Source organism: Vibrio sp. R10-SG-ISO4 (assembly GCF_059834135.1).
On sequence record NZ_JCBDHJ010000017.1, the window covers coordinates 17,053 to 43,930 of the forward strand.

General features: G+C 45.4%; 27 protein-coding genes. 16 read left to right on the top strand and 11 right to left on the bottom strand.

Features of this window, described 5'->3' with window-relative positions:
* The first annotated feature begins 34 nt into the window (after nt 1–34).
* Entirely contained in the window at nt 35–1,228 is a 1,194-nt protein-coding gene (locus tag AC6R03_RS10775) for an acetate/propionate family kinase (protein ID WP_500630732.1), read from the top strand.
* A 400-nt stretch (nt 1,229–1,628) separates the two neighbouring features.
* On the opposite strand, the gene tyrS is transcribed toward AC6R03_RS10775, so the two are convergent.
* Together tyrS and AC6R03_RS10785 are read right to left on the bottom strand one after the other, a co-directional pair.
* On the bottom strand, nt 1,629–2,885 hold the full coding sequence (gene tyrS, locus AC6R03_RS10780) for a tyrosine--tRNA ligase (protein WP_500630733.1): 1,257 nt from the start codon (nt 2,883–2,885) through the stop codon (nt 1,629–1,631).
* An 81-nt stretch (nt 2,886–2,966) separates the two neighbouring features.
* Nucleotides 2,967–3,788: a LuxR C-terminal-related transcriptional regulator gene (locus tag AC6R03_RS10785; protein ID WP_500630734.1), complete on the bottom strand. Its 822-nt coding sequence runs from the start codon at nt 3,786–3,788 to the stop codon at nt 2,967–2,969.
* A 607-nt stretch (nt 3,789–4,395) separates the two neighbouring features.
* On the opposite strand from AC6R03_RS10785, the gene AC6R03_RS10790 reads away from it, so the two are divergent.
* The 5 genes from AC6R03_RS10790 (at nt 4,396) to AC6R03_RS10810 (ending at nt 7,786) form a co-directional block, all read left to right on the top strand.
* Nucleotides 4,396–4,734: a metalloregulator ArsR/SmtB family transcription factor gene (locus tag AC6R03_RS10790; RefSeq protein ID WP_500630735.1), complete on the top strand. Its 339-nt coding sequence runs from the start codon at nt 4,396–4,398 to the stop codon at nt 4,732–4,734.
* A 45-nt stretch (nt 4,735–4,779) separates the two neighbouring features.
* A complete protein-coding gene (arsB, locus tag AC6R03_RS10795) occupies nt 4,780–5,844 on the top strand; it encodes an ACR3 family arsenite efflux transporter (protein ID WP_500630736.1) in 1,065 nt (354 codons plus the stop codon).
* Complete coding sequence (locus AC6R03_RS10800; protein ID WP_500630737.1) at nt 5,837–6,403, top strand: sigma-70 family RNA polymerase sigma factor; 567 nt, start codon at nt 5,837–5,839, stop codon at nt 6,401–6,403. The genes arsB and AC6R03_RS10800 overlap by 8 nt, the downstream gene beginning before the upstream one ends.
* A 132-nt stretch (nt 6,404–6,535) precedes the next feature.
* On the top strand, nt 6,536–7,540 hold the full coding sequence (locus AC6R03_RS10805; protein ID WP_500630738.1) for a permease: 1,005 nt from the start codon (nt 6,536–6,538) through the stop codon (nt 7,538–7,540).
* Nucleotides 7,541–7,549: 9 nt separating this feature from the next.
* Nucleotides 7,550–7,786: a thioredoxin family protein gene (locus AC6R03_RS10810; RefSeq protein ID WP_500630739.1), complete on the top strand. Its 237-nt coding sequence runs from the start codon at nt 7,550–7,552 to the stop codon at nt 7,784–7,786.
* Between the two features lie 113 nt (nt 7,787–7,899).
* On the opposite strand, the gene phoU is transcribed toward AC6R03_RS10810, so the two are convergent.
* The 5 genes from phoU to AC6R03_RS10835 all read right to left on the bottom strand — a co-directional run bounded on the left by phoU (nt 7,900) and on the right by AC6R03_RS10835 (nt 12,347).
* Complete coding sequence (gene phoU / locus AC6R03_RS10815; protein WP_263837494.1) at nt 7,900–8,547, bottom strand: phosphate signaling complex protein PhoU; 648 nt, start codon at nt 8,545–8,547, stop codon at nt 7,900–7,902.
* Nucleotides 8,548–8,556: 9 nt separating this feature from the next.
* On the bottom strand, nt 8,557–9,417 hold the full coding sequence (gene pstB / locus AC6R03_RS10820) for a phosphate ABC transporter ATP-binding protein PstB (RefSeq protein WP_500629545.1): 861 nt from the start codon (nt 9,415–9,417) through the stop codon (nt 8,557–8,559).
* A 14-nt stretch (nt 9,418–9,431) separates the two neighbouring features.
* Nucleotides 9,432–10,352, bottom strand: coding sequence for a phosphate ABC transporter permease PstA (pstA, locus tag AC6R03_RS10825; RefSeq protein ID WP_500626703.1), 921 nt, complete (start codon nt 10,350–10,352; stop codon nt 9,432–9,434).
* On the bottom strand, nt 10,352–11,284 hold the full coding sequence (gene pstC / locus AC6R03_RS10830; protein WP_500629544.1) for a phosphate ABC transporter permease subunit PstC: 933 nt from the start codon (nt 11,282–11,284) through the stop codon (nt 10,352–10,354). Before pstC ends, pstA begins: the two co-directional genes overlap by 1 nt.
* A gap of 70 nt (nt 11,285–11,354) precedes the next feature.
* A complete protein-coding gene (locus AC6R03_RS10835) occupies nt 11,355–12,347 on the bottom strand; it encodes a PstS family phosphate ABC transporter substrate-binding protein (RefSeq protein WP_500629543.1) in 993 nt (330 codons plus the stop codon).
* Between the two features lie 172 nt (nt 12,348–12,519).
* On the opposite strand from AC6R03_RS10835, the gene AC6R03_RS10840 reads away from it, so the two are divergent.
* The 5 genes from AC6R03_RS10840 to arsJ all read left to right on the top strand — a co-directional run bounded on the left by AC6R03_RS10840 (nt 12,520) and on the right by arsJ (nt 16,108).
* Nucleotides 12,520–12,891 carry a hypothetical protein gene (locus AC6R03_RS10840; RefSeq protein ID WP_500626701.1) on the top strand — a complete coding sequence of 124 codons (372 nt, stop codon included), beginning with the start codon at nt 12,520–12,522 and terminating at the stop codon, nt 12,889–12,891.
* 76 nt (nt 12,892–12,967) lie between these two features.
* On the top strand, nt 12,968–13,309 hold the full coding sequence (locus AC6R03_RS10845; protein ID WP_500626700.1) for a metalloregulator ArsR/SmtB family transcription factor: 342 nt from the start codon (nt 12,968–12,970) through the stop codon (nt 13,307–13,309).
* Nucleotides 13,310–13,320: 11 nt separating this feature from the next.
* Entirely contained in the window at nt 13,321–14,322 is a 1,002-nt protein-coding gene (locus tag AC6R03_RS10850; RefSeq protein ID WP_500630740.1) for an ArsJ-associated glyceraldehyde-3-phosphate dehydrogenase, read from the top strand.
* A 12-nt stretch (nt 14,323–14,334) separates the two neighbouring features.
* Entirely contained in the window at nt 14,335–14,832 is a 498-nt protein-coding gene (locus tag AC6R03_RS10855; protein ID WP_500629541.1) for a cyclin-dependent kinase inhibitor 3 family protein, read from the top strand.
* Nucleotides 14,833–14,881: 49 nt separating this feature from the next.
* Complete coding sequence (gene arsJ, locus AC6R03_RS10860; RefSeq protein WP_500629540.1) at nt 14,882–16,108, top strand: organoarsenical effux MFS transporter ArsJ; 1,227 nt, start codon at nt 14,882–14,884, stop codon at nt 16,106–16,108.
* 134 nt (nt 16,109–16,242) lie between these two features.
* On the opposite strand, the gene AC6R03_RS10865 is transcribed toward arsJ, so the two are convergent.
* Nucleotides 16,243–16,713, bottom strand: a complete 471-nt coding sequence (locus AC6R03_RS10865; protein ID WP_500629539.1) for an arsenate reductase/protein-tyrosine-phosphatase family protein — start codon at nt 16,711–16,713, stop codon at nt 16,243–16,245.
* Nucleotides 16,714–17,334: 621 nt separating this feature from the next.
* Between AC6R03_RS10865 and AC6R03_RS10870 the strand changes: the two genes are divergently transcribed.
* Entirely contained in the window at nt 17,335–17,589 is a 255-nt protein-coding gene (locus AC6R03_RS10870) for a hypothetical protein (protein ID WP_500630741.1), read from the top strand.
* A gap of 47 nt (nt 17,590–17,636) precedes the next feature.
* Nucleotides 17,637–18,515 (top strand): alpha/beta hydrolase, encoded by an 879-nt coding sequence (locus AC6R03_RS10875; RefSeq protein WP_047008504.1) that lies wholly within the window; start codon nt 17,637–17,639, stop codon nt 18,513–18,515.
* 578 nt (nt 18,516–19,093) lie between these two features.
* Here the strand turns inward: AC6R03_RS10875 and phnX are convergent.
* From phnX to phnW, 3 genes are all read right to left on the bottom strand, one after another.
* A complete protein-coding gene (gene phnX, locus AC6R03_RS10880) occupies nt 19,094–19,909 on the bottom strand; it encodes a phosphonoacetaldehyde hydrolase (protein ID WP_500626696.1) in 816 nt (271 codons plus the stop codon).
* 75 nt (nt 19,910–19,984) lie between these two features.
* Entirely contained in the window at nt 19,985–21,364 is a 1,380-nt protein-coding gene (locus tag AC6R03_RS10885) for an aspartate aminotransferase family protein (protein WP_500630742.1), read from the bottom strand.
* A 26-nt stretch (nt 21,365–21,390) separates the two neighbouring features.
* Nucleotides 21,391–22,494 carry a 2-aminoethylphosphonate--pyruvate transaminase gene (phnW, locus tag AC6R03_RS10890; RefSeq protein ID WP_500629534.1) on the bottom strand — a complete coding sequence of 368 codons (1,104 nt, stop codon included), beginning with the start codon at nt 22,492–22,494 and terminating at the stop codon, nt 21,391–21,393.
* Nucleotides 22,495–22,760: 266 nt separating this feature from the next.
* On the opposite strand from phnW, the gene AC6R03_RS10895 reads away from it, so the two are divergent.
* The 3 genes from AC6R03_RS10895 to AC6R03_RS10905 all read left to right on the top strand — a co-directional run bounded on the left by AC6R03_RS10895 (nt 22,761) and on the right by AC6R03_RS10905 (nt 26,871).
* Nucleotides 22,761–23,771: a putative 2-aminoethylphosphonate ABC transporter substrate-binding protein gene (locus AC6R03_RS10895; RefSeq protein ID WP_115386467.1), complete on the top strand. Its 1,011-nt coding sequence runs from the start codon at nt 22,761–22,763 to the stop codon at nt 23,769–23,771.
* Between the two features lie 260 nt (nt 23,772–24,031).
* On the top strand, nt 24,032–25,138 hold the full coding sequence (locus AC6R03_RS10900; protein ID WP_005395343.1) for a putative 2-aminoethylphosphonate ABC transporter ATP-binding protein: 1,107 nt from the start codon (nt 24,032–24,034) through the stop codon (nt 25,136–25,138).
* 8 nt (nt 25,139–25,146) lie between these two features.
* Entirely contained in the window at nt 25,147–26,871 is a 1,725-nt protein-coding gene (locus tag AC6R03_RS10905; RefSeq protein ID WP_500630743.1) for a putative 2-aminoethylphosphonate ABC transporter permease subunit, read from the top strand.
* Nucleotides 26,872–26,878: the final 7 nt, after the last annotated feature.

Here is a 26,878-nt window from a genome sequence, read left to right on the forward strand (position 1 = left end):
TTCCCCACTCACGTTGAAACAGGAACTCTCCCCCATGTCTAATTCGTACGTTCTAGTGATTAACTCTGGCAGTTCTTCACTAAAATTCGCAGTGATTGATTCTGCCACTGGTGACGCAATCGTTTCCGGTTTGGGTGAATGCTTTGGATTGCCCGAAGCGACCATCAGTTGGAAGTTTAATGGCGAGAAAATAGAAGAAGCGATTGACGCGCCAGACAACCATCATCAGCATGCAATTAATCGTATTGTATTACTCATCGAGTCGCTAGGTCTGGACAAGGATTTGGTCGCTGTGGGTCACCGCATTGTTCATGGTGGTGAGAAATTCACCTCAACGGTTCGTATCGATGCAGACGTGCTGGCAGAGATCGAAAACCTTTCTGATCTTGCTCCTCTGCACAACCCTGCTGGCGCGAAAGGCATCAAAGCGGCGATGGACGCTTTCCCGGCACTGCCACAGTTTGCCGTGTTCGATACTGCTTTCCACCAAACCATGCCACAAAAAGCGTTTACAGGCGCAATTTCCAACGAACTGTACAAACAATACGGTATTCGTCGCTACGGCTTCCACGGTACGAGTCACTACTTCGTTAGCCGTGAAGCGGCAAAAATGCTGGATAAACCCGTCGAGTCGTGCAGCTTCATCACCGTTCACCTGGGTAACGGCGCGTCTGTGTGTGCCATCAAAGATGGTCAATCAGTCGATACCTCAATGGGCTTCACTCCGCTAGCGGGCCTTATGATGGGTACACGTTCCGGTGACCTAGACCCAGGTATCATCGAGTTCCTGATGAAAAAAGGTTGGACCCAGGAGCAAGTTTTTGAAACGCTGAACAAGAAATCAGGTTTCTTGGGCGTATCGGGTGTGACTTCTGACGCGCGCGGCATTCTTCAAGCTATGGAAGAGGGCCACGAAGGCGCGAAATTGGCATTCGAGGTATTCACTTACCGCGTCGCCAAATATATTGGCTCATACCTGATCCCACTCGATCGCCTAGATGCGGTCATTTTCACCGGTGGTATCGGTGAAAATGCGCTGGATATCCGCAGCGAGATCTTAAACAACCTATGTCTACTTGGCTTTGTCGAAGATGTGAAGGGTAACGAAGACGCACGCTTTGGCAGCGCGGGTATCATTGGTAAGTCTGAGCTGCTTAACGCACTTGCCCTAGTGATTCCAACTAACGAAGAATTTGTGATTGCCCAACAGTCGGTTGAATTGCTTTAATTACATTTAAAATCAAATAGATAGAAGCGAGCTTTGTGCTCGCTTTTTTTGTTATTGTATCTTGGATAGACCATCGCAAAGCAGCGCATGACGGTACCTCCATTACTCGCTCTATTGACTTCTGTAGTTCATTTTGTGCCCTTAAGTCTGCAAGGTTCGTGTTGACTTGTTTCTGCCCCTATCTGTGTTGCGAGCGTTTAGCTACTCGGTTATCTAAAGCGTAATTTGATATACTCTTCCTTATGCCTAGATCTCCAACTAAATTTGCTAATCCACTATAAACTGCTGTGCAATATTAGACCTGCAAATATCACTAAATTATCAGCGTCATCATTTTGCCATTGCAATGTTCAATGGCAAATAATGATTTGAGGTACGGTGTGCCCCTAACTGAAGTGTGTTAACCCACTATACGTCTCACCAAGTAAAAGTGCTTTTTACCGCGTTGAAGTAACCAGTACTGGTCGAACAGCGGGAAGTTCAAGTTTGGGTTTTCTGCATCAACTTTCTCGCCATTCACACTGATGGCGTTGCTGCCAATCAGTTCACGGGCAATGCGTTTTGATTTGGCTAAGCCTGACTCAACCAGAAGCTCTAACAAGTCTCGCTCAGCACTTTGCATATTGGGCAAGCCATCGAGTTCCAACTGTTTTAGCTCGCTCAAACTTAGCTGCTGCACATTGCCACTAAATAGCGCTTGAGTGATTCGCTCTGCACTTGCTAAGCCTTCTTCACCGTGGACAAAACGCGTCATTTGCTCAGCTAGGATACGCTGTGCTTGTGGTTTGCCTTTGCTCTCTTTGTCTTGTGCTTCAATTGCAGCAATCTCATCGCAACTCAAGAAGGTATAGTAGCGCAGGAAGTGGTAAACATCGGCATCTTCCGCGGATAACCAGAATTGGTAGAAAGCGTAAGGCGAGGTCTTACTTGGATCTAACCACACTGCGCCACCTTCGGTTTTACCAAATTTAGTGCCGTCAGATTTGGTGATCAAAGGTAAGGTTAGACCGAAGACCTGCTCACCATTTTGACGGCGAGTAAGGTCAATGCCGCTAACAATGTTGCCCCATTGGTCATTGCCACCGATTTGTAGGCGGCAGCCGTACTGACGGTTTAGTTCTGCGAAGTCGTAAGATTGCAGCAGTGCGTAACTGAACTCGGTAAATGAGATGCCTTGATCTGGACGTTGTAAACGTAGCTTCACCGACTCTCGGCTGATCATGGTATTTACGGAGAAATGCTTACCTACGTCGCGGAAGAAGTCGATCACGTTAATCTTCTTCACCCAATCTGCGTTATTTACCATGATCATTGGCTTGCTGACTTGGTTATTAATCAACTGTTGAATTTGATTCGACAGATCTTGTACCCAGCCCGTTACGGTTTCTTCTGAGTTTAAGCTCCGCTCAGTGGCTTTAAAGCTCGGGTCACCGATCATACCCGTTGCACCACCAATCAGAGCAATGGCTTGATGTCCTGCGTCTTGAAAGCGCTTGAGCATAATTAGTGGTACAAGGTGGCCAATGTGCAGGCTACCTGCGGTTGGATCGAAACCGCAGTACAAGGTTTGTGGCGTAGAAAGCAGTTGTTGAACTTGGTCTAAATCGCTCGCTTGGGCAATCAAGCCGCGAGCTTGTAAATCTTCAATCAGTGTCATCGTCTTATCTTTATCTGGTTTGGTTGTATTCAGATTAAAAGGCGATGCGGAATCGAGATATATCCCTAAAGGGACAGTTTGTTATCTTGATTGAGTGATCAGGTGGTTAAGAAACAGCTGAAAGAACTCGCTCAACGACGCCACATTCAGTTGTGCGTAGATGCGTTTACGGTGGTTCTTAACGGTGCCCTCAGCCACATCTAGCTGCGTTGCAATCTCTTTGCTGTCATAGCCTTGCGCGATCAATGCCGCGATTTCTTGTTCTCGATTAGTGAGGACGGTTTGGCCAAACGATGCCAGTGCGGATTCAATCGCGGCACGCATTTGTCCTGAATAGACGTTAGGGCTGAAGACTGGTTCGGCGAGTGTAAACTCGGTTTGTTTCCAGTGCTGTTGGCACAAAGACTGAATAATCGCGAAGTAAGATTTGAGCTTGGTGACTTGAGCCTTGGTGAAGCGCTTATCGTCCTGCATAAAACCGAAGTAGAGCATCACCCAACGTGTCGGCTCGATTTCGATCAGCATACTAAGTTCATCCTTCCAGCCCGTTTGATGGTAAAACTGCTCACAGTAGACTTGGTAATCGAGATCGTTGCGCGCGACGTCTTTACCTACGACATCTTTGAGCGTGAAGATGCCTTGCTCTTTGTTGGCGTTAAGCTTCTGGTAAAACGGGTCGTTTTGAAAAGAGGTGGTGAGATAACGCTGGAACAAAAGCTCGCGTTCATTTTCAATCGAATCATACAAGTAGATAGGGTGTTTGCCTTCGCGGTAGCCGAGGATCACCGCGCAATCAAAACTCAATAACGAAGCAATAACGCGCATCAGTTTAGGCGTAAAGCTTGGTGAGTTAAGAGCAGAAATTGTCTCTGCAAGTTGAGTGTTGAATGCGTCGTTAGGCATGGGGATTCGCGAGTCAATAAAGATTGGGATAAGCATAACGCAACAGGCTGTTACCCCAAAGCTATCTGTATTGGATAATTGAATTTGGCCCCCTTCATGTCATTCTGAGTGTATGGTTGCAATACTTGAGGTAATCCAAAAAATTAAAGTGTGTTATGGTTCGTAACGCGTTTATGTCCAAATCCCTGTTAGTAGGTGCGATACTAATAGAAACCCAACCAACGAAGAATTTGTGATCGCCCAATAGTCGGTTGGATTGCTTTAATTACATTTAAAATCAAAAAGATAGAAGCGGGCTTTGTGCTCGCTTTTTTTGTGCTCATATGTTGGATAGACCATCGCAAAGCAGCGCATGACGGCACCTCCATTACTCGCTCTATTGACTTCTGTAGTTCATTTTATGTCCTTAAGTCTGCAAGGTTCGTGTTGACTTGTTTTGCCTCATTCCAATTTAGTCTCAATATTAAGACGCTAATTTCTCATAGTTATCGACTTACTTTTCCTAATCTAACTTATCTCTCAGAAGCACTGTTTAATTGGAAAATTGACATATATGAAAGATAAGATATATGATATTTCATATGTTTTATAGCATTGAATGGTTCCTATGTTTGATCCAATCCTTCTTTACAAAGCACTTTCTGAAGAAACTCGGCTTAAGTCTCTGCTGTTGATGCAGAAGCAAGGAGAGTTGTGTGTCTGTGATCTCATGGAAGCGCTAAATCTCAGTCAACCCAAAGTCTCTCGGCATCTTGCCGAATTGCGAAAACACGAGCTTGTTCTGGATGAGCGACGTGGTAAGTGGGTTTACTACCAAATCAACCCTTCGTTAGCTCCTTGGGTCAAGCAAGTACTGGAGATCACCCTTAAGCATAATTTGACATTTATCGAGTCAGAGTTGCAGTTCATCAAAGGCAAATCATGTACGAATGTTGTGAACGAATAATGCTCTATTCCGTTGGTTTATCAATTTTAAATGAAAGAGGTTTGTATGAGTAATGTCTCAAGCTGTGTCGAAACCAGCGCATCTGAAAAAATGAGTTTTCTTGATCGATACTTAACCGTATGGATTTTTCTTGCAATGGCAGTTGGTGTCGGGATTGGCGTGTTATTTCCTCAAGTCGCTCAGTGGAACGAAAGCCTATCTGTTGGTTCAACCAATATCCCACTTGCTATTGGCCTCATCTTAATGATGTACCCGCCATTGGCGAAAGTGAACTATAGCCTTTTAGGTGAGGTAACTCGTGATAAACGCGCGATAACGCTTTCTTTAGTGATGAACTGGCTCGTGGGACCGATTTTGATGTTCATCTTGGCCATCATTTTCTTACGTGATCAACCTGGCTATATGGTGGGACTTATTCTGATTGGCCTTGCTCGATGCATCGCAATGGTGTTGGTTTGGAATGACATCAGCGGCGGAAACAAAGAGTACGGAGCAACCTTAGTTGCCTTAAATAGCGCGTTTCAGATTGTCACGTACAGTTTTATGGCATGGCTGTTTATTACTGTTTTACCCCCTTACTTTGGCCTTGAAAGTTTCGTTGTTGACATCACTATCTGGGATATTGCACAAAGCGTCTTAATTTATTTAGGCATCCCTTTCTTAGCAGGGTTCCTAAGCCGTAAGCTATTGGTCTCAGCAAAAGGTGAACAGTGGTATAGCGAAGTCTTCATCCCTCGTATTTCGCCAATTACCCTGATTGCGCTTTTGGCAACCATCGTTTTGATGTTTAGCCTGAAAGGTGAAATGATCATTGAGTTACCGATGGATGTATTCCGTATTGCAGTACCACTTATCATCTATTTTATGGTGATGTTTTTTGTGAGCTTTTACATTGGGAAGCGTATGGGTATTCCTTACGACCAAAATGCATCCATCGCCTTTACTTCATCTGGTAACAACTTCGAGCTAGCTATCGCCGTATCAATCGCTGTATTTGGATTAAACTCTGACCAAGCATTTGCGGGTGTGATTGGACCTTTGGTAGAGGTGCCTGTCTTAATCGCGTTGGTTAACGTCGCCTTGAGAATGAAGCGTAAATATTATGCCTAAGAGCAGTATTTCGAAACAAACTTCAGCAGTGCCATGTCTCATAGAGACATGGCATCTTTCCGAGTCCGAGCTTTACTACTGGCTGCTTAAGCAAACAGGTGATCCCGAGCTGAGCTTTGATTTACTACAAGATAACTTCTTGAAGGCGTTACAGCAGAAGCAAGCGTTTTGCGATATTCAAAACCAAAGAGCGTGGCTATATCGGGTAGCGCGGAATATGCTCATTGATAAGCAACGTAAGGCGAATCAAGAACAAGTTCAGGATCTGAGTGATAATGAGCCGATATTGGAAGAGCATGAACTTCCCGCCGTCGATAGCCTCGCTCAATGCCTACCTAAAGCGCTATCAAGACTGACTGCGTCTGAAAGCGAAATTATCAAACAGTGTGACCTACAAGGTCTTACTCAACAGCAGTTTTCCGAGCAAAATGGACTTACTTTAGTTGCAACCAAATCACGTATTCAGCGTGCTAGACAAAAACTCAAACACGTTTTGCAAACGCAATGTCATATACGTTTCGACGAACAACAGCGTGTTTGTTGCTTTTTTCGAGAATAGATCGTTTCTTGAATCTAATTAAGTATCAGAGCACCCCTATAAAATAAATATTCATAAAATTCTTTGCATCCTTTCGGCACCGACTTCGTCTTAGTCACAAAAGAAATAAATAACGAGGTTGAAGGAGCCGATATGTTTGAAGTTTTTACCCATCTTGCTGATTGGATGACCTACCAGTTATTTGCTATGCAGCAAGGTACTAAGCTGGCAGATACTATTCATTTTTTTATAGAAGACACTAGTAAAATCATGGCGTTGCTGGTCGTCATGATTTATGTCATTGCTTTGTTCCGCGCTTCTTTAAATGTTGAAAAAGTACGACACTATCTTGCGGGAAAGCGCCGTCTTTTTGGCTATGTGACGGGGAGTGTTTTCGGGGCGATCACCCCATTCTGCTCATGTTCAAGCATTCCCGTTTTTCTTGGCTTTACCTCCGCAGGTATCCCACTTGGGATCACCATGGCATTTTTGATTACCTCGCCATTGATCAATGAAATCGCAGTATTGCTTCTGTTTAGCTTACTAGGATGGAAGTTCACCATCATGTACGTCCTGATTGGAATGCTTATCGGGATGTTGAGTGGCTGGTTACTGGATCTGATAGGAGCAGAGCGTTGGTTACAGCCATTTGCAGCAAAAGCCATGCAGAAAGCCCAAGCCCAACAGCATACTCAGGGAAATCTGAACGTTAGTAACGAAGAGTCTGCAATCACGCTTTTGTATCGACATCAGTTCGCCAAACAAGAAATGGTTGAAATCATCGGTCGGGTTTGGAAATGGGTGTTTATTGGCGTGGGTATAGGTGCAGGCTTACATGGTTTTGTACCTGATGGCTGGATAGAAGCCCACTTAGGCGCAGGTCAGTGGTGGTCGGTTCCAGCTTCAGTCTTAATTGGTATCCCTTTGTATTCCAATGCCACGGGGGTGATTCCTATCATGGAGAGTTTACTGAGAAATGGTCTTCCCATTGGTACGACATTAGCGTTTTGTATGAGCACTGTCGCTGCAAGTGTCCCTGAATTTGTCATGCTAAAACAAGTGATGCAATGGCGCTTACTGGGACTTCTTTTTAGTCTACTGCTGACAGCATTTACTGTTATGGGGTGGATATTTAACTTACCGTTCTGGCAATTTTAGGAGATAAACATGAAAGCATTTAAAGTACTAGGGTCAGGTTGTGCCAACTGCGTTAATACCGCGAAACTGATTGAGAAAGTTGCGGCAGAGCAAGGCGTTGATGTTTCGGTTGAAAAAGTAACCGACCTTGAAACGATCATGAGTTATGGCGTGATGTCTACACCAGGCGTTGTCATGGATGAAGAAGTGGTTCACGCAGGTGGGATCCCAAGCTCGGAGAGCGTGATTAATTGGTTATCTCGTTAACACGATGTGAATGATAAAAGCCTTCCGTAAGGAAGGCTTTAGAAACAGGCGATAGATAATTGGTAGCTACTGATAGAACCATTAAACTTTCGTGACTCTCATAAAGTGCGCTTTTAAGCGCCATTCACCATAAACTGTACATCTGTGGCAATGTCACTGATATGATCGCCAGCTCGCTCTAGCCCTTTCGCAATGAACAACAGTTCAACCAGTTGTTGAGATGAAGTGTTTTGCTGGTTAAAGCCCTGAATGAGTAGTGTGTATACATCTCGATAATAGGCATCGAGCGTATCATCGCCTTCCCAGACAACATTCGCCTGAGTGGCATTTTTAGTATTGTATGCCTCAATGACACTACGCAGCATTGTCACTAGGTGTAAATGCATCTGGTGGAATATCTCATTAAGTTCATCAGGAATAACTTGCTTGAATTGACTCGATTTTACCGCCATCGATTTTGCATAATCACCGACACGTTCTAACCTGGGTGCGATGCGCATTGATGAGAGAATAAAGCGCAGGTCATCGGCTACGGCATGTTGACGAGCTAATACTCTGGCTCCATGTTGCTCGATGTTACTCAAGCACTGGTTGGCGATACGGTCTTGAGCAACAATGTTATCGGCTAGCTCAGTATTAGGTTTATCAAAGACATCAATCGCTTGCTCGAACTCTTTTAACACAATGCTGGCGAGTTCATTGAGTTCGGTTTTTATCTGTTCTAAGTCACGATCAAATTTCTTTAGTGTATGATTTTCCATTTTATCTTCCTAACCAAAACGGCCTGTGATGTAGTCGCGAGTCTTCTCTTTTGCTGGTGACGTAAACAAGGTATCTGTTGGCGCAAATTCGACCATTTCGCCCATATGCATGTAAGCGGTATAGTGAGAGATACGCGCTGCTTGTTGCATGTTGTGCGTTACCATGACTACCGTAGTCTCTTTGTGCAAGTCGCTCAGTAGGTCTTCAATCTTGGCTGTTGCGATCGGATCTAATGCCGATGTCGGCTCATCCAGTAGCAACAAATCTGGCTTTGGCGCTAATGCTCGCGCGATACAAAGGCGTTGTTGTTGCCCTCCAGATAACCCATAGGCAGAGGTGTGAAGTCTGTCTTTGACTTCATCCCAAATCGCTGCACCTCGTAGCGACTCTTCTGCACGAGCATCAAGCTCGGCTTTGTTACTGACACCGCGAATACGCAGCCCAGCCACCACATTTTCATAAATGCTTTTCGGGAAAGGGTTGGGCTTTTGGAACACCATGCCGACCGTTAAACGGACTAAGCCAGGATCCATATCAATCAGATTGTGAGCACCAGGATGCAACAGGATTTCTCCTTCATAGCGATTGCCTGGATAGAGGTCATGCATTCGGTTAAAGCTGCGCAACAGTGTACTCTTGCCGCAGCCAGATGGGCCAATCAATGCGGTGATCTTTTTATCCGCAATCGGTAAATTGACATTGTGCAAAGCATGAACCTTACCGCCGTACCAGAAATTGAGGTTTTTGACTTCTGCACGAAGCGTCTCTTTCACTGAGGAAGCAGCCGATATCGTTGAGCTGCGTTTCACGTTGTCTTGCTCGGTTGCCGCTGATTGGCTAGAGAAAGTTGAAATGGTTTGTGTCGTCATTGTTTGGTTCTCTCTTACTTCAGGTTACGACGCAGTCGGTATCGGATATAAATGGCAATACCATTCATCAATATTGTCATCGCCATAAGCACAACACCTGTCGCAGCAGCGTTAATGTGGAACTCCGCTTGGGGGCGGGACACCCAGTTAAATAGCTGGATAGGCATCAAAGTGAACGGGCTGGACAACCACTCAAAATTGATAAATGGGAACTCACTTTGGAAAGGTGAACTGGGCAAAAAGGCAATAAAGGTTAGCGCACCAATGGTAATAACAGGTGCAGCTTCACCAATAGCACGAGCCAATCCAACTATCGTGCCAGTTAAAATACCAGGTCTTGCAGCGGGCAATATGTACATGCGCACAGTTTGCCATTGGTCAGCTCCCAGACCATAAGCGGCTTCACGTAGCTCTTGAGGAATGCTGCGAATCGATTCTCGTGTCGATACGATGATGACAGGAAGGATCAGTAGCGCGAGGACTAAGCCCGCCGTAATGATGCTTTCCCCTAAACCAAAACCATAAATAAACAAGCCCAAAGCAAGTAAGCCATAGATAATGGAAGGCACGCCCGCTAGGTTACTGACGTTGATTTCAATGATATTAGTCAGCCAGTTCTTTGGCGCATACTCTTCAAGATACAACCCTGCGGCGACCCCAAAGGGGATGGCGATACAAGCCGTCACCAACATCACAAGACTGGTGCCAACCCATGCAGATAAAATACCCGCACGCTCTGGGTGTCGTGAAGGGAAGTTGGTATAAAAGTCAGCGTCAAAAAGACGAGGAAAACCAGAATAAATCAGCTCGGCAAAAACACTGACCAGCAGTGACATCGCAGTAAGTAGGATAATGATCCCAATCGTTGCTACGGTGAGATCGGCTTGTTTATTTTTACGGACGATTTGGTCGAGAGTTAAAGTGGTGTTCTGCATTAGTAAACCTCTCTGAATCGACGGCGTAGGTAGAAACCGAGGATGTTAAAAATCAGAGTGATGATGAAAAGTACTAAGCCTGCGGCAAAGACAGACTGATAGGCAATCGTGCCATGAGGTAAATCTCCCATCGCCATCTGTACGATGAATGATGTGATGGTGGCAGCACCTTCGGTTGGGTCAAAACCAAATCGTGGGTTTTGACCCGCTGCAATCGCTACAACCATAGTTTCACCAACCGCACGTGACATACCTAGAATACAAGCGGCAGTAATGCCAGATAAGGCAGCAGGTATCACGATATGTGTTGCAACACGAAAGCGAGAATAGCCCAATGCATAGCCTGCCTCTCTTAAGTGCATAGGCACAGAGCGCATCGCATCCTCACTCACGGAGGCCGTATACGGTAGGATCATTATCCCCATCACAATACCTGGCGCTAACAAGTTAAAACCTGACAGGCTTGGAATGAAAGTTTGCAGTAGCGGCGTAACAAAAAGTAGCGCAAAGAAGCCATAAACAACCGTTGGTACGCCTTCTAAAAGCTCCAAGAAAGGTTTAACCACTTCTCGTACTCGGTTGCTGGCGTACTCACTCAGATAAATGGCAAGGCCAATCCCCGCAGGAATGGCGACACCAAGAGCAATACCTGCCACGGTGAGTGTTGCTGAGACTAACGTCATCACACCAAAGTGCGCATTAGCAAACATCGGTGTCCACTGAGTGTCAGTGAGAAAATCGAGAATTGATACATGCTGAAAAAAGGGTAATGATTCTGAAACCAGCACGTACACAATACCCATAGTGACAAAAATGGAAGCCAGAGCTGCTGCCATAAGAAGGTAACGACTCACCACATTCCAAAATGCACGTCGCTTTAAAAAGGCTTCAGAGACCAAGAGGCTTGAAGAACTGGATTGAGTAGTATTCATATTCATTGCCTGCGTAAAGAGAACAAGGAGGGCAGCAAAGCTTCCCTCCATGAATCAATACAATAATGACTTACTTAGGAGTACGAGCTAACAGCTCTTCAATACCGACACCGACTTCGGCTCCGTGGAAAACAGAACCCGTACGACGTTGCTTAAAGTTTTGTTGCGCTAACTGGTAGGCTTTGTCAGGCAGTGGGACATAGCCAACTTCTTTTACCAGCTCAGGAGCATGTGAAGTATCCATATAGAAGTCTACGAAACGCTCAACGTGCGCTTTTTCATCGGCTGATTTTTTATTCACGTAGATGAAAATTGGACGAGAGAGTGGTTGGTAAGTTGCATTCTTCGCATTTTCAACACTTGGCGCTACAGGTTGACTCCCTTTCCAACTAATTGGTGCGGCTTTTAGTTTGTCTTTGTTTTCTTCATAGTAAGCCAAACCAAAGAAACCCAGTGCATCAACGTCATTAGAGACCCCTTGTACGATGATGTTGTCGTCTTCGCTGGCGGTGAAATCGCCACGGCTAGACTTGCCTTCAACAATCGCTTCAAGGAAGTAATCATAAGTACCAGAGTCCGTACCAGGACCAAAAAGTTTAAGTGGTCGATCAGGGAAAGCAGGATTCATTTGCTTCCATGTCATAACCTTACCTTGAGCCGCTGGTTCCCAAGCCTTTTTCAGATCTTCGACGTTCAGGTGTTTAACCCAATCATTTTTCGGGTTGATAACCACAGTCAGCGCATCAAGTGCTGCTGGTAGTTCGATAAACTCAATGCCGTTTTCAGCACACAGCTTGCGCTCAGAATCCTTAATTGGTCGAGAGGCATTCGAAATGTCCGTTTCACCGCGACAGAACTTTTTAAAACCACCGCCAGTACCAGAAATACCAACGGTGACCATGGTTTTACCTTTCTCTGCAATCTGAAACTCTTCAGCCATCGCCTCAGTAATAGGGAAAACTGTACTAGAGCCATCAATTTTAACCAGATCACGTGCGAATGCGCCTTGACTAGCTGCGAGTAACGTCGCGCCAACTAAGGCTGCTGACAAAGTATGTTTCATGACTTATCTCCATGTTTTGCGTCATTGATAACTTCGATGGTTACGTTACTACTCATTTGTGACACTTTTGTGTCTGTTTATTTAAATATACATTCATCCATATGTACGAACATAAAAATATGCTGTATGTTTTTACAACTGTGGAATCTTACTTATTGATGAGAATGCCAGAATGGATAAGAGAACTGTACATTTCATTAGCTACCCAACCTCCGATCTGGCCTGTATTGCTGCGCAGCTTCTTTTTAGTCGTTCTAGTGATCGATATCACATCAGCTATGAAAGGTTGCCCAACGAAGAAGACTGCGGCGATACGCTGGATTGCTTTGGATATTTTGGTTATCTCTTTTTAGATGCCTCGGATGAGATAGAGCCTGGCTATGACTATGTCATTGACATCAACTACGCGATGCATCGAGTTGGACGGCGTAGAGAGGCATATCAAAAAAACCTTTATTGGGAAGTGACTTGTAATCAAAATGCAATGGAAGAACTACAGAATCACATTAGCTATTTCTCCTCTCGTTGCGATGTCATCCTGTAACGTTCCTGCATTTTTTGTTGACAGACCTTATATATAAAATAATATATACGCATATACATATACCGCAGGACTGAGCATGTTACCTCACCAGTTTTTTAAATTAATTTCAGATGAAACGCGGGTTCGTTGCTTGTTGATGATTGCCCGTGAAGAAAAGGTCTGTGTCGGGGAACTGACAGAAGCCCTTAACGAAAGCCAGCCTAAAATTTCTCGCCACCTTGCATTGCTACGTTCAAGTGGTGTGGTGGTTGATACCCGTCAGGGGCAATGGGTTTTTTACCGCTTATCGGATCAGCTTCCTGGTTGGATGAGAAAACAGATCCAAGGGCTAGTTGACTCTAACTGCCTAAAAGCAGAATACCAGCAAGATATTCAACGCTTATCCGAGATGAAATCTCGTCCAGAATGTTGTGTTTAAAGGAAAATAAGATGTCTATCAAAGTAGGAATTAATGGATTCGGTCGTATTGGACGTTTAGCGCTGAGAGCGTCGTTTGATTGGCCTGAAATCGAGTTCGTTCAGATTAACGATGTGGCAGGTGATGCGGCAACCTTAGCTCACCTGCTTGAGTTTGACTCAGTGCAAGGTCGCTGGCACCACGAAGTGGCGAGTGAAGGTAACGCCATCATCATCAACGGTAAAAGCATTGCTACCTCACAAGAGAAAGCCATCGATGCGGTAGATTGGTCAGGTTGTGACGTGGTGATTGAAGCAACGGGTAAGCACCGTAAATCTGAGTACTTAAATCTGTATCTGGCACAAGGTGTTAAACGTGTGGTGGTTTCCGCCCCAGTAAAAGAAGATGGGATTGCTAACATTGTTGTTGGTGTTAACGACCACATTTTTGACCCAGAAAAACACCAGATTGTGACCGCTGCCTCTTGTACCACAAACTGCATTGCACCTGTGGTGAAAGTGATTCATGAGAAGCTCGGTATTGAGCAGTCGTCATTTACAACGATCCACGACCTCACTAACACCCAAACTATTCTCGATGCTCCGCATAAAGACCTGCGCCGTGCGCGTGCTTGTGGTATGAGTTTGATCCCAACAACTACAGGTTCTGCGAAAGCGATTATCGAAATTTTCCCTGAACTTAAAGGAAAAATTGATGGTCATGCAGTGCGCGTGCCGTTAGCTAACGCCTCTTTAACCGACATTATTTTTGATGTTAAGCGTGACACTACGGCTGAAGAGGTTAACGACTTACTTAAAGAAGCGTCGCAGAATGAACTGAAAGGCATACTTGGTTTCGAAGAACGCCCTCTTGTCTCTATTGATTACAAAGGGGACCAACGTTCAACGATTGTCGATGCGCTTTCAACTATGGTGGTTGGCAAGCGTATGGTTAAAATCTATGCGTGGTATGACAACGAAATGGGTTACGCAACACGTACCGCAGAACTTGTTCGTAAAGTCGGCCTAGCATAAGGAAGCAAACAAATGACACATCCTACGTGGGAACTGCCTGTTGAAGACAATAACGCAGCGTTAGTACTAACTCCTTGCCCTGGCACTAAAAAAGCGTCGCTAAGTGACAGTATTGATCAACTCAAATCTCAAGGTGTAACTGTCGTTGTTACAGCACTGAGCACTCATGAGATGCAAGAAAAAGGCGTTGGCGATCTGCCTAATATTGTCGAAAAAGCAGGTTTGCAATGGTTTCACACACCGATAGAAGATGACTGTGCTCCAGGTGAAGATTTTCAGGCTCGCTGGAAACATATATCCCCTTCGCTACACAAAGCTATAGAACATGGCGAAAAGATAGCGATGCATTGCATGGGGGGATCGGGACGGACAGGTTTGCTTGCTGCCCATCTTTTGCTAGAGAAAGGTTGGGAGCTGCAAGAAATCATCACCCATGTCCAGTCGTTAAGACCTGGCGCATTTACCAAAGATGTACAAGTTGAGTACATCCACCAATTTGCTAATCAGTAAAAGCCTTAAAGAGCTGCCTAAGGCGGCTCTTTTTTTAAAGAGAGTAAATATGTTGTCGAAGCTCAACCAAAATGTCCGCCAGTACATGTTGGTCACATTTAACTATTGGAACTTCACCGTTACCGATGGCGCACTACGTATGTTGGTGGTGCTCTATTTTTATGACTTGGGGTATTCAACCTTAGAGATCGCCTCCCTGTTTCTTTTTTATGAATTCTTTGGCGTTGTCACGAACCTCATCGGTGGCTGGCTAGGTGCTCGTCTTGGTTTGAACCGAACGATGAATATTGGCTTGGGAATGCAAATCATCGCTCTTTCAATGCTGGCCGTTCCTGCAAGTTGGCTCTCAATTCCATGGGTCATGGCGGCACAAGCCTTGTCAGGTATTGCCAAAGATCTAAACAAGATGAGCGCGAAAAGCTCCATCAAAACCTTGGTGCCAGAGAATGCACAAGGAGCATTGTATAAGTGGATTGCCATACTTACAGGCTCTAAAAACGCGCTAAAAGGTGCAGGATTTTTCTTAGGTGGTGCGTTGTTATCGATGATTGGCTTCCAATATGCGGTAGCTGCGATGGCGGGTGTTCTTTTACTGGTCTTTATCGGCAGTGTGATTAGCCTTAAATCCGATCTTGGCAAAGCGAAAAATAAACCTAAGTTCTCTGAAATTTTTTCCAAATCGAGCAGCGTGAACATTCTATCTGCTGCTCGTATGTTTTTGTTCGGTGCGCGTGACGTTTGGTTTGTGATTGCACTGCCTATTTATTTGGGATCTGTATTTGGATGGGATCATAGCGCCGTAGGTGGATTCTTGGCTATTTGGGTTATCGGTTACGGTATCATTCAAGGGATTGCACCAAAGATCACAGGCAGTAAATCGGGGCATGCGCCTGATGGTAAAGCCGCGATAGTGTGGGCGTTGGTATTGTCTGTAGTGACTGGCGTAATTGCTTACAGTGTGCAGCAGCAATGGCACCCAGAAGTGGTGATTGTCGTTGGACTGATGATTTTTGGTGCTGTGTTTGCTGTTAATTCTTCTCTGCACTCGTACTTAATCGTCAGCTATGCCAAGGGAGATGGTGTCTCTCTGGATGTCGGTTTCTACTACATGGCAAACGCAATGGGGCGTTTGATAGGGACGGTTCTATCTGGATGGGTGTTCCAAATGTGGGGGTTCTCAGCCTGTCTATGGGTATCCTTTGCCTTCTTAGCATTAACGACCATTATTTCGTTTTGGCTGCCTATAGGTACAAATCAAAAACTGGCTCAGCAATAAATAAAACTAAGCAGATTTGTTCACCAATGCCAGCTACGATTGCTGGCATTATTTTTTAGCCTCAAGTCATCGAATAAGCGAGAGCTATAAAAAACGTTAATGAAGTAGTATCAGTTCGTTACGTATACACTTATCTACATTGATTTCAGATCGAGCACATGCTGTTTTATTTCTTCAGAATCGAGATTTTGAAAATCGATGTTTGCAAGAGCTTCAATTCTTCGTTTTAGAGAGGAGTATACTTTATCGCACTGCTTGTTAAATTCGGAGACTGAAGCTTCATCATTAGGCAATGGCTCAAGATCCCAAGCAACACGAATACCAGCAGATAACCAGTTTGGGCAAGTTTCATTGTGCATTGTGTCACACACAGTAATTATTAGATCTGGATGGAAGCTCAGCCTTTCTTCCCATGACGTGCTGTGAAACTCAGAGGCATCAAAACCAAGCATATCAAGGTATTGTGCAATACGAGGATTGATCTGACCCTTAGGATGGCTACCGCCACTTGCGATTTGGAAATTTTCAGGCAGGTATTTTTTTGCAATTGCTTCAGCCAAAATGCTTCTGCTTGCATTATGTTTGCACACAAATAATATTTTCATCAATTGCCCTGCAGATGTTTAGGATTACTAAATTCGACATTTATCATGCTTTCATTACAGTTTGTTGACGGTTGAAAATAGGCATGAGCTAACTCATGGAAATACGCTGAGAAAGCGAGTCGTCTGCACTATCAATATTGCACAATAAATTTTTCCATACCTTAGTAAACCATATAAAACATTTCTGTCCAAATCCCTGTTAGTAGGTGCGATACTAATAGAAACCCAACCAACGAAGAATTTGTGATCGCCCAACAGTCGGTTGAATTGCTTTAATTACATTTAAAATCAAATAGATAGAAGCGAGCTTTGTGCTCGCTTTTTTTGTTATCATATGTTGGATAGACCATCGCAAAGCAGCGCATGACGGTACCTCCATTACTCGCTCTATTGGCTTCTATAGTTCATTTTGTGCCCTTAAGTCTGCAAGGTTCGTGTTGACTTGTTTTTGCCCCTTTTCGTGTTAGCACGGAAACTGTCCTGCTACCAGACTTGTGTTTCAATAGTGCCTTGTAGTATCGAAAACACTTACCACAAACTTTAGAGATTTATGTACTATACCACCTACTGGAAGCTTGATGGTGTTGACCACTACACTTCTCACTTAATGGTGATTGGGCAGTGCGTGATGATGTTGCTTCATGGGCCCGCATGAACTATCAAGGCAAAGAGAAAAACAACATCACTAGTGATAGCACAAGAACGTTGTCACCTTCTATTACTTACGTGGATCTCGGTGTGAACTGGCGTGTAACTAAGAATGTGAAGTTAATGGCAGCGGTTTATAACTTGTTCGATGAGCAAACCACAGAGGAAGAGTTTGGCTACATTGAAGATGGCCGACGCTACTGGTTAGCGGCTGAAGCGACTTTCTAATCTACTCACTTTTTTAAGCGAATAATAAAACAATGAATACGAAAACAATGAATACGAAAATTAAGTCTGCGATGACCTCTCTGCTACTTATGCCCTTTGTCTGTTTGGCTGGGGAGTTCAATGTAGAGAAGGATATCTTGTTCAAAACTGTAGGTGAGAGAGAGATTAAACTCGATCTTTATACTCCTTCGGTTGAATCAAATACTCAGTACCCGTTATTAGTCTGGGTACATGGTGGTGCATGGAAACGTGGGAGCAAAGACGCCATCCCAGAAAAGAACCCATTATTACTTCAGTCTGTGTTGAATGAAGGTTATGCGCTAGCTTCAGTTGATTATCGCTTAAGTGGAGAAGCGATCTTCCCTCAACCAGTACAAGACATTAATGATGCACTGAACTATTTGTACGACAATGCTGAAAAGCTCGGTATTAAAGCGGACAATGTTGTGATCATGGGACGCTCTGCTGGCGGGCACCTCGCTGGCTTTATTGGTGCGACTAACTCGGCATACAACCAAGTAGATTTCTATGAGCCACCAAAGTACAAGGTCTCAGCCGTAGTAAGCTTTTTTGGCCCTACCGATTTACTTGAGTTAAGTAATAAAGGTGGCAAGAAAACCAGCAAAAAATCGTCTGTATCTCGTTTCTTAGGAGATATTCCAAACAATATTCCAAAGCTTGCCAAGAAAGCATCAACGACAAGTTATGTGAATGAAAATACTCCACCATATATACAGTTACACGGCACCTTGGATAAGCGAGTGCCTCTATCTCAAAGTGAGATACTTAAGGCTAAGCTTGATGAGTATGGAGTTACCAACCAACTTTTCATTGAAGAAGGTGTAGGACACAGTGCACCTGTCTTTGATACCGAGAAGTACGTTACTCATGTTTTGGACTTCTTAAATAAACACTTTCCGAACTAACAGCTCTCTAGTCAATATAAGGCTTAAAAGCTCAAGGGGGGAATACTGAGCCAACTGTGATTACAGTTGGCTTTTTCATGTATCTCTATTGGGCATTTTATCATTCTGATTAATGGGAGCGGCTGGCTCATTTTCAGGCAGTGGTTGAATAAATCTATGGCTACTTTAGGGTATGTATTCTAACGTACTTCTGTCCAAATCCCTGTTAGTAGGTGCGATACTAATAGTGCGATACTAATAGAAACCCAACCAACGAAGAATTTGTGATTGCTCAGCAGTCGGTTGAATTGCTGTAATTAATTACAAAAACAGATAGTTAAAAGCGAGCTTGGTGCTCGCTTTTTTGTTTCTTAATGTTGGATCAACCATCGCAAAGTCCGCTAATGGCGAGCACTCATCACTCGCTTTATTGATGTCTTTAAATCGCAGTAAGGTTGAGTTTAGATAGTGGTAGTTTGGTGATTAGTATGAAGCATCAGAGTTACTCACTTTGATTGCGGATGCAGCGCCTTCAGTCAAAGTGGGTAACTGTCTTCTTTTGAAATTGAAGTATCAGATCTAGTCAGAACCAATACACACTAAGGGCGTTCACCAACGTACAAACGTCTCTCGATATCTTTAATCACACTAGGGAGGTCTGCGATCGTATCGATGAGGTAGTGGGGCGAGCTCTTGAGCAATTTTGCTCGCGCTTTTTCACGAGCAGCATTAAGCGTTGCTTCGTCCGCGGCTTGGTATTCTTCGAACGTTAGACCTGCTTCGTTACCAGAAAGCAGCAAGCCAACGGTCCACATACCGGCGTTGTGACCTTCGTCGATACCCGGTGCTGCGTCATCCACTTTGATACACGCATTAACGTCAGTAACATTCAGCTCAATCACGTTCTTCAGTGCCATAAATGGTGCAGGGCGACCACCTTGCGGTAGGTCATCCGTTGCTACTACGTAATCTGGCTTGTAGCCGTAATCCGCTGCCACTGGAATCAGCACGTCCATCACTTCGCGAGGGTAACCAGAACAAGAACCGATCTTGATGCCTTTGTCTTTCAGACCGTTCACAACTTCAATCGCATTAAGGATTGGGTCTGCATGGTCAGCCACTTTTGCTTTTTGCAGAGGCATAAATGCTGCGTAGATAGCATCGATGTCTTCGCTGGTCATTGAGCGACCAAACTTCTCATTCCAACGCTTATCAACCGCAGGAATACGACCCACAGCTTGGATGTGATCCCACTTACCAAGACCCATTGGTTCGCGCGCTTCTTCAAGGTCGATTTCAAAATCAAAGCCTTGTTTGAATGCTTCCACAAAGATGCTGGTTGGCGCAAAAGAGCCGAAATCGACGATAGTGCCAGCCCAGTCAAAGATCACTGCTTGAATTGGTGAGTTGCTCATGTTCAATCCTTTTTTTGCTTGCCAGAGCGCTTGCCTACACGTCGGAACTGCGCTCTGAATCAATTGGTTTTGAGGTTAGAAGTAGTTAAAGTCTTTGCACACTTTGGCGATGGCTTCTTCGAAGATCGCCAACGCTTCTGTCAGTTGTTCGCGAGTGATGATCAGCGGTGGGCTGAGTTGAATCACATTGCCTTGCGATACCTTGAAGCTCACGCCATTGTTGAGGCATTGGTAAAGCACAGCTTCCGCTTCGTCATACGCGCGTGCTTTGCTTTCGTGGTCGGTGACCAGCTCAATGCCCCACAACATGCCGATGCCACGCACATCACCAATCACTGGGTACTTAGCTTTCATCTCTAGCATCTTTTCACGCATGAACTGGCTGTCGGCTTTGACTTTATCTAGCAAGCCGTCTTGCTCAATGGCTTCCATGGTTGCCAGTGCTGCAGCACAACCAATAGGGCTTTTCTCATGAGTGTAATGACCCATGGAGATTTGCTCGGCGGTGTTGTACTTGTCTTTGGTGACCATGGCTGCGATAGGCAATAAGCCACCACCTAAACCTTTACCGATGCAGAGCATATCTGGCTCGATGTCGTAGGCTTGGTAGGTAAACCATTCACCGCTGCGACCCATGCCGTTAGGGATGTCGTCGATGATCAGCATGACATTGTGTTTGTCACAGATTTCACGGATGCGTTTCCAGTAGGCTTTACTTGGCACTTGAACATCCGTGTTTCGAACCGCTTCTGCGATAAACGCGCCCACGCCGCCTTCTTTCTCAATCACGTATTCAAGGTAGTCGGCGTAATGCACGTCGCTGCCGTCCGCAGCTGGGAAAGCACCACGGTATGACACCGCTGGTGGAATGCGCTCAACACCTGCCATTAATGGACCCATGCCTTGGCGGAAACACGCTTCGCCACCTACTGAGATGGCATCCAATGATGCGCCGTGGAAGGAGTCCCACAGAGAGACCACCTTGTAGTTGCCCGTGATGTGGCGCGCTAGTTTAAGTGCCATGCCAACCGCAGATGTGCCACCCGGAGCAAACAACACGCGGTTCAATGTGCCGCCACAGATTTGGGTGAGTTTTTCGGCACATTCAATCGCGGTCTCGTTGGTAAAACGACGTGGTGAAAACGGCAGTTTGGCAATTTGCTCTTGCACGCGTTTAATCACATGCGGATGACCGTAGCCCAGTTGATGGACGTTATTGCCATGGAAATCCATGTACTTTTTGCCGGTAGCATCTTGGATGTAGATGCCTTCTGCTGCTTCCAATGTATCTAAGCAAGGCGTTGACATGGCTTGATGAAGAAAGACTTCCGAATCACGCTTCAATAATGCTTGCGTGCGTTCGTCGTCCATCGATGCATTCCAAGCTTGGCGCGCTGGTGTTGTGTTGACATCGCCTTCACTACGAAAATGAGGCGATTTGATATTCTGAGTCATAACGCTCTCTCAATCAGAAGGCTGCTTTACGCAACTTGCCAGTACATTGCTTTTTCAATCGCACCGATTAAGCGCTCGATATCTGCTGGGTAAACTTCGCCAATGTTGCCGATACGGAAGCAATCTGCGTTCGATACCTTACCCGGATAAATCACAAAACCTTGCTCTTTCAAACGCGTGTAGAACGCTTTGAATTGGTAATCACTGTGCGTCGGAGAGTAGAAAGAAGTGATAATTGGCGAGTGCAGATCATCACTCAGTAGTGGTTCGAAACCCAGAGAACGCATACCTGCAACCAGTGTTTTCTGGTTAGTTTGGTAACGGTGATGACGAGCCTCAATGCCGCCTTCTTGTTCCAGCTCTAGTAATGCTTGGTAGAAAGCGCGAACTGTGTGCGTTGGAGACGTGAAACGCCATTTGCCGTGGTTCACTTCCATGCAGTGCCACTGGTCGTAAAGATCAAGGCTTAAAGAACGTGCCTGACCTTGGCACTTTTCGAGCTCAGTTTTTTTTGCAATCACAAAGCCAAAACCCGGTACGCCTTGAATACATTTGTTTGCAGAGCTGATCATAAAATCGATGCCTAGCTCTGCGATATCGATAGGAATGCCACCAAAGCTCGACATGGCATCGAGAATCACGACTTTACCGTGTGCTTTTGCCGCAGAAGCAAATGCCTCAATTGGATTCAGCATGCCAGTGGTTGTCTCACAGTGAACAATCGCCACGTGTGTGATCGCAGGATCCGATGCCAATGCAGTTTCCACCTCGTTCAAGTGTGGCTGTGATGTTTCGCCTGGGGAAACGACATGGCATGGAATATTTAGGTAATCAGCGATCTGAGCGATACGCGCACCGTAAGCACCGTTGTCGACAACCAACAATTTTCCATCTTTGCCAATGGCACTGCCAATCGTTGCTTCTACTGATGCGGTGCCGCTACCTTGCATTAGTACGCTGGTGTAGCCGTCTTGCTCCGTCGCCAGTTTTACAAGCTTAGTGCGGATCACTTCTACAATGTCTTTGTTGTATTCATCATCCCAAGTACACCAGTCTTTTAGCATGGCTTCACGTACCGTTTCAGAAGTAGATAGAGGACCTGGAGTCAGTAGTAGGTATTCGTTTTTCATCTCGATTTCCATCAGAATAGGCTAATTGGTCTACACCAAATTTCGAGTTCACTCTAGCGAGGAAGAAAAGGGCAGTAAATAGGCGAATCTCCAATTTCATAAAACTTTAATATCCAGAAAATGGTGGATCAATTGAACGATTATTCATCGATAATTTTCGTAAAACTGCCATTTAATGGTCATAAATTCGTCACAAAGGCTCAGTAGGGTGGTTATCGTCAACTGGTACAGACCAAATTAAAACTTAGCCAAATTAACTGGAGAAAATGATGAAAAACCGTTTGATGAAAGGATCGCTGGCTGCACTTGTCTCTCTGCTAGCTACGAATGCAATGGCAGCACAGGAAGTCACGGTTTACACCGCTTTCGAAACTGACATTCTTGCTAAATACAAGTCTGCGTTTGAGAAAGATAACCCAGATATCAAGATTAAGTGGGTTCGCGATTCAACCGGTATCATGACGGCGAAATTGCTGGCAGAAAAGAACAACCCTCAAGCGGAAGTGGTTTGGGGTCTGGCTGGCTCGTCAATGGCACTGCTTAAAGATGAAGGTCTTCTTAAGCCTTACACACCAAAAGGTTTGGAAGAGCTACATGCGAACCTAAACGACCCTCAATCAAACCAAGCTTGGTTTGGTAACGATGCGTTCTTTAACGCAGTTTGTTTCAATGAAGCGGTAGCGAAACAACTTAACCTGCCTAAGCCAACGTCTTGGGAAGACCTAACAAAGCCGGTTTACAAAGGTCACATTGCAATGCCGAACCCAGCTTCTTCTGGCACTGGCTACATGCAGGTTTCTGCTTGGCTACAAAACATGGGTGAAGATCAGGCATGGAACTACATGCGTGACTTAGACAAGAATATTGCACACTACACGCACTCTGGCTCTAAGCCATGTGTTCAAGCGGGTATGGGTGAAGTGGCTATCGGTATTTCGATGGCGAGCCGCGGCGCGAAGCTGAAAACACAAGGTGCACCACTAGCGGTTATCACACCAAAAGGTATCGGCTGGGAATCAGAAGCCGTTGGTCTAGTAAAAGAGTCGGATGCAGCGAAACGTGTTGTCGACTGGTCAATCTCTAAAACGGCAAACGAGCTTTACGTAGAAATGTATCCAGTGGTTGCACATAAAGACGTGAAAGCGACCGTATCTAACTTCCCGAACGTTCAAGAGAACATGGCGAAGATGGACTTCGCGCAAATGGGCAGCAAGCGTGCAGAGATCTTAGCGGCATGGTCTGAGAAGTTCGACGCGAAATCAGAGCCAAAGTCTTAATGGAATTTGCTTTGAGTTGAATGTTGAAATCCACCTCGGTTGAGGTGGATTTTTTGTTTTCCCTGTTATTTTAGAGTTTGCAGCAAGTAGATTCCTAGTCTCATCTAGGTTCGCTGGAATGACGGACTTAAGAAAGTCGGGAATCTCTAATTACCACTCTCATCGCCCTTCATCTATTTGTCATCTTCTGGCTATAAATTTGTCATTGGAACGTAACACTCCAAAACTAAAGTTGGTATATACCATTTGGAGCGTGTGTTATGTCAACTAACCAACATTACCTAAATATTGAAAATGTAGTGAAGCAGTTCGGACAGTTCACTGCATTAAAGAAAATCTCGCTAGCGATCGAAAAGGGCGAGTTCGTTTGTTTTCTTGGTCCTTCTGGCTGCGGTAAAACCACTCTATTACGTGCCATTGCAGGCTTAGACCTACCAACATCTGGTGCAATCTTTCAAAACGGTCAAGAGACCACATTCCTACCACCAGAGAAGCGCGATTTCGGCATCGTATTCCAATCTTACGCGCTGTTTCCGAACCTAACTGTGCAAGAGAACATTGCAGTGGGTTTGAAGAACCAAGGCATGTCGACCAAAGAAGCGTTAGAGAAGGTGGATTACTGGTTAGAAACCATTGGTCTTCCAACCTCTGGCGAGAAATTCCCTAACCAACTTTCTGGTGGTCAGCAGCAGCGTGTCGCTTTGGCTCGGGCGTTGGCGCTGTCACCTGGTCTACTGTTACTTGACGAGCCGCTGTCAGCGCTGGATGCAAAAGTACGTGTTCACTTACGTGACGAGATTTGTAAGTTGCAACGCAAGCTGGGCATCACCACCATCATGGTTACGCACGATCAGGATGAAGCGTTGTCGATGGCGGATCGTATTGTGGTAATGAACCATGGTGTGATTGAGCAAGTCGGTACGCCTCAAGAGATCTACCAGCAACCAGCCACGCGCTTTGTCGCTGAGTTTGTCGGCAGCATGAACTTTATTGAAACCTCAGTAGCAACGGACTCCCAAGTACGAATTGCAGAAACCCTAATGCCAGCGCCAAGCTTGACCAATCGTAAGATACAACGTGGTGACCGCTTTGACCTTGCGGTGCGTCCTGAAAGCATCAAGTTCGTTGAAAACTACAACAACTCTTTACCTGTGCGAGTTACGGCAACCGAGTTTCTAGGGGCGTTTTTCCGCATTGATTGCGTATTGCAAAACGACAGCTCAACGAAAACCATCGTCGTGGATGTGCCTGTAGAAACGGTTCAAAAACTCAATATCAAGGCGGGCGATGTACGTTACATCCAGTTTGCTGAAGAAGGACTGCATGGTTACGCCGTGCCCTCGGTTGATAAAGCGCTAGCAGCGTAGGTGTAAACATGGATGCGAAGACAATGACGATGAATAGCCTGACCACTCAAGACAAAGCAAAATCCCTACTCGGACGTGTCAGCCGCGACAACCTAGTGTTGTTTGGTTTGCTCGCTGGCTTGTCGACCATGATGGTGCTGTTCATCTTAATGCCGCTTTGGGCAATGTTGACCAAGAGTGTGCAAAATGCCAATGGCGAATTTGTTGGATTGGCAAACTTTGCGACGTACTTTTCCTCTTCAAGCTTGTGGGTGTCGGTGGGAAACACCTTCACTTTGGGCGTGATTGTAACCTCGGTGGTGGGTGTACTTGCGTTTGGTTATGCCTACGCGCTGACTCGTTCATGCATGCCGTTTAAAGGTTTGTTCCAAATCTTAGGTACTGCGCCAATCCTTGCGCCTTCGTTGTTACCGGCGATCAGTTTAATCTTCCTTTTCGGTAATCAAGGCATTGCGAAAGAGATGCTGTTAGGAAACTCGATTTATGGCGTGATTGGTATCTCGATGGGTTTGATCTTCTGGACCTTTCCTCATGCATTGATGATCTTAACCACTTCGCTGCGCACTTCTGATGCTCGCTTGTATGAAGCAGCCCGCGCACTGAAAACCTCACCCATCAAAACCTTCTTTATGGTGACGTTACCTGCGGCGAAATTCGGTTTGATCAGTACGCTTATCGTCGTCTTTACGCTGGTTATCACGGACTTTGGTGTGCCGAAAGTGATTGGGGGCAGCTACAACGTTCTGGCGACTGACATCTTCAAGCAAGTGGTGGGACAGCAAAACTTTGCTATGGGTGCGGTGACCAGCATTATGCTGTTATTCCCAGCGGTAATGGCGTTCGGTGCAGACCGTTGGGTACAGAAAAAACAGAAGAGCTTATTTGACACTCGCTCGGTGCCTTATCAGCCAGAATCCAACAAAGCGCGCGACAGCATTTGTTTGGTTTACTGCAGCATCATTTCTATCGCAGTGTTGGCTGTGCTTGGCATGGCAGTGTATGGCTCGTTAGTGACGTTCTGGCCTTGGAACAAAGCGCTGACGCTAAACAACTACAACTTTGCTGAAATGAGCACTTACGGTTGGAGCCCATTCTTCAACTCGCTAACGCTGGCAGGTTGGACGGCAGTGATCGGCACAGCTATCATCTTTGTCGGTGCATACTGCATTGAGAAAGGGCGTGCGTTTGGTCCAATTCGTCAGGTGATGCAAATGCTTAGCGTGGTGCCAATGGCAGTTCCGGGTATGGTGCTTGGCTTGGGCTACATCTTTTACTTCAATGAAGCGAACAATCCTTTGAACGTGCTTTATGGCACCATGGCATTCTTAGTGATTAACACGGTAGTGCATTACTACACAGTGGGTCACATGACTGCACTGACAGCGCTAAAGCAGTTGCCATCGGAGATTGAGGCCACGGCGGCATCGGTGAAGCTTCCTCAATACAAGTTGTTCTTTAAAGTGACATTACCTGTGTGTTTACCTGCGATTTTGGACATTGCGACTTACTTGTTTGTTAATGCATTGACCACCACTTCTGCGGTAGTATTCCTTTACTCAACCGATACGATTCCGGCTTCGGTCTCGATTCTGAATATGGACGATGCAGGTCAAACTGGCGCTGCAGCAGCGATGGCTGTGATGATCATGATGGCTGCCGCAATTGCGAAGATTGTTCAGATGACTTTGGGTAAATTGTTAGAGAATCGCACACAAGCTTGGCGCAAAAGATAAGGACACT

What these genes read in the sequence shown, in the direction of transcription:
- AC6R03_RS10775 (WP_500630732.1), top strand. Translation starts at nt 35, where the DNA reads ATGTCTAATTCGTACGTTCTAGTGATTAACTCTGGCAGTTCTTCACTA.
- tyrS (WP_500630733.1), bottom strand. Translation starts at nt 2,885, where the DNA reads ATGACACTGATTGAAGATTTACAAGCTCGCGGCTTGATTGCCCAAGCG.
- AC6R03_RS10785 (WP_500630734.1), bottom strand. Translation starts at nt 3,788, where the DNA reads ATGCCTAACGACGCATTCAACACTCAACTTGCAGAGACAATTTCTGCT.
- AC6R03_RS10790 (WP_500630735.1), top strand. Translation starts at nt 4,396, where the DNA reads ATGTTTGATCCAATCCTTCTTTACAAAGCACTTTCTGAAGAAACTCGG.
- arsB (WP_500630736.1), top strand. Translation starts at nt 4,780, where the DNA reads ATGAGTAATGTCTCAAGCTGTGTCGAAACCAGCGCATCTGAAAAAATG.
- AC6R03_RS10800 (WP_500630737.1), top strand. Translation starts at nt 5,837, where the DNA reads ATGCCTAAGAGCAGTATTTCGAAACAAACTTCAGCAGTGCCATGTCTC.
- AC6R03_RS10805 (WP_500630738.1), top strand. Translation starts at nt 6,536, where the DNA reads ATGTTTGAAGTTTTTACCCATCTTGCTGATTGGATGACCTACCAGTTA.
- AC6R03_RS10810 (WP_500630739.1), top strand. Translation starts at nt 7,550, where the DNA reads ATGAAAGCATTTAAAGTACTAGGGTCAGGTTGTGCCAACTGCGTTAAT.
- phoU (WP_263837494.1), bottom strand. Translation starts at nt 8,547, where the DNA reads ATGGAAAATCATACACTAAAGAAATTTGATCGTGACTTAGAACAGATA.
- pstB (WP_500629545.1), bottom strand. Translation starts at nt 9,417, where the DNA reads ATGACGACACAAACCATTTCAACTTTCTCTAGCCAATCAGCGGCAACC.
- pstA (WP_500626703.1), bottom strand. Translation starts at nt 10,352, where the DNA reads ATGCAGAACACCACTTTAACTCTCGACCAAATCGTCCGTAAAAATAAA.
- pstC (WP_500629544.1), bottom strand. Translation starts at nt 11,284, where the DNA reads ATGAATACTACTCAATCCAGTTCTTCAAGCCTCTTGGTCTCTGAAGCC.
- AC6R03_RS10835 (WP_500629543.1), bottom strand. Translation starts at nt 12,347, where the DNA reads ATGAAACATACTTTGTCAGCAGCCTTAGTTGGCGCGACGTTACTCGCA.
- AC6R03_RS10840 (WP_500626701.1), top strand. Translation starts at nt 12,520, where the DNA reads ATGGATAAGAGAACTGTACATTTCATTAGCTACCCAACCTCCGATCTG.
- AC6R03_RS10845 (WP_500626700.1), top strand. Translation starts at nt 12,968, where the DNA reads ATGTTACCTCACCAGTTTTTTAAATTAATTTCAGATGAAACGCGGGTT.
- AC6R03_RS10850 (WP_500630740.1), top strand. Translation starts at nt 13,321, where the DNA reads ATGTCTATCAAAGTAGGAATTAATGGATTCGGTCGTATTGGACGTTTA.
- AC6R03_RS10855 (WP_500629541.1), top strand. Translation starts at nt 14,335, where the DNA reads ATGACACATCCTACGTGGGAACTGCCTGTTGAAGACAATAACGCAGCG.
- arsJ (WP_500629540.1), top strand. Translation starts at nt 14,882, where the DNA reads ATGTTGTCGAAGCTCAACCAAAATGTCCGCCAGTACATGTTGGTCACA.
- AC6R03_RS10865 (WP_500629539.1), bottom strand. Translation starts at nt 16,713, where the DNA reads ATGAAAATATTATTTGTGTGCAAACATAATGCAAGCAGAAGCATTTTG.
- AC6R03_RS10875 (WP_047008504.1), top strand. Translation starts at nt 17,637, where the DNA reads ATGAATACGAAAATTAAGTCTGCGATGACCTCTCTGCTACTTATGCCC.
- phnX (WP_500626696.1), bottom strand. Translation starts at nt 19,909, where the DNA reads ATGAGCAACTCACCAATTCAAGCAGTGATCTTTGACTGGGCTGGCACT.
- AC6R03_RS10885 (WP_500630742.1), bottom strand. Translation starts at nt 21,364, where the DNA reads ATGACTCAGAATATCAAATCGCCTCATTTTCGTAGTGAAGGCGATGTC.
- phnW (WP_500629534.1), bottom strand. Translation starts at nt 22,494, where the DNA reads ATGAAAAACGAATACCTACTACTGACTCCAGGTCCTCTATCTACTTCT.
- AC6R03_RS10895 (WP_115386467.1), top strand. Translation starts at nt 22,761, where the DNA reads ATGATGAAAAACCGTTTGATGAAAGGATCGCTGGCTGCACTTGTCTCT.
- AC6R03_RS10900 (WP_005395343.1), top strand. Translation starts at nt 24,032, where the DNA reads ATGTCAACTAACCAACATTACCTAAATATTGAAAATGTAGTGAAGCAG.
- AC6R03_RS10905 (WP_500630743.1), top strand. Translation starts at nt 25,147, where the DNA reads ATGGATGCGAAGACAATGACGATGAATAGCCTGACCACTCAAGACAAA.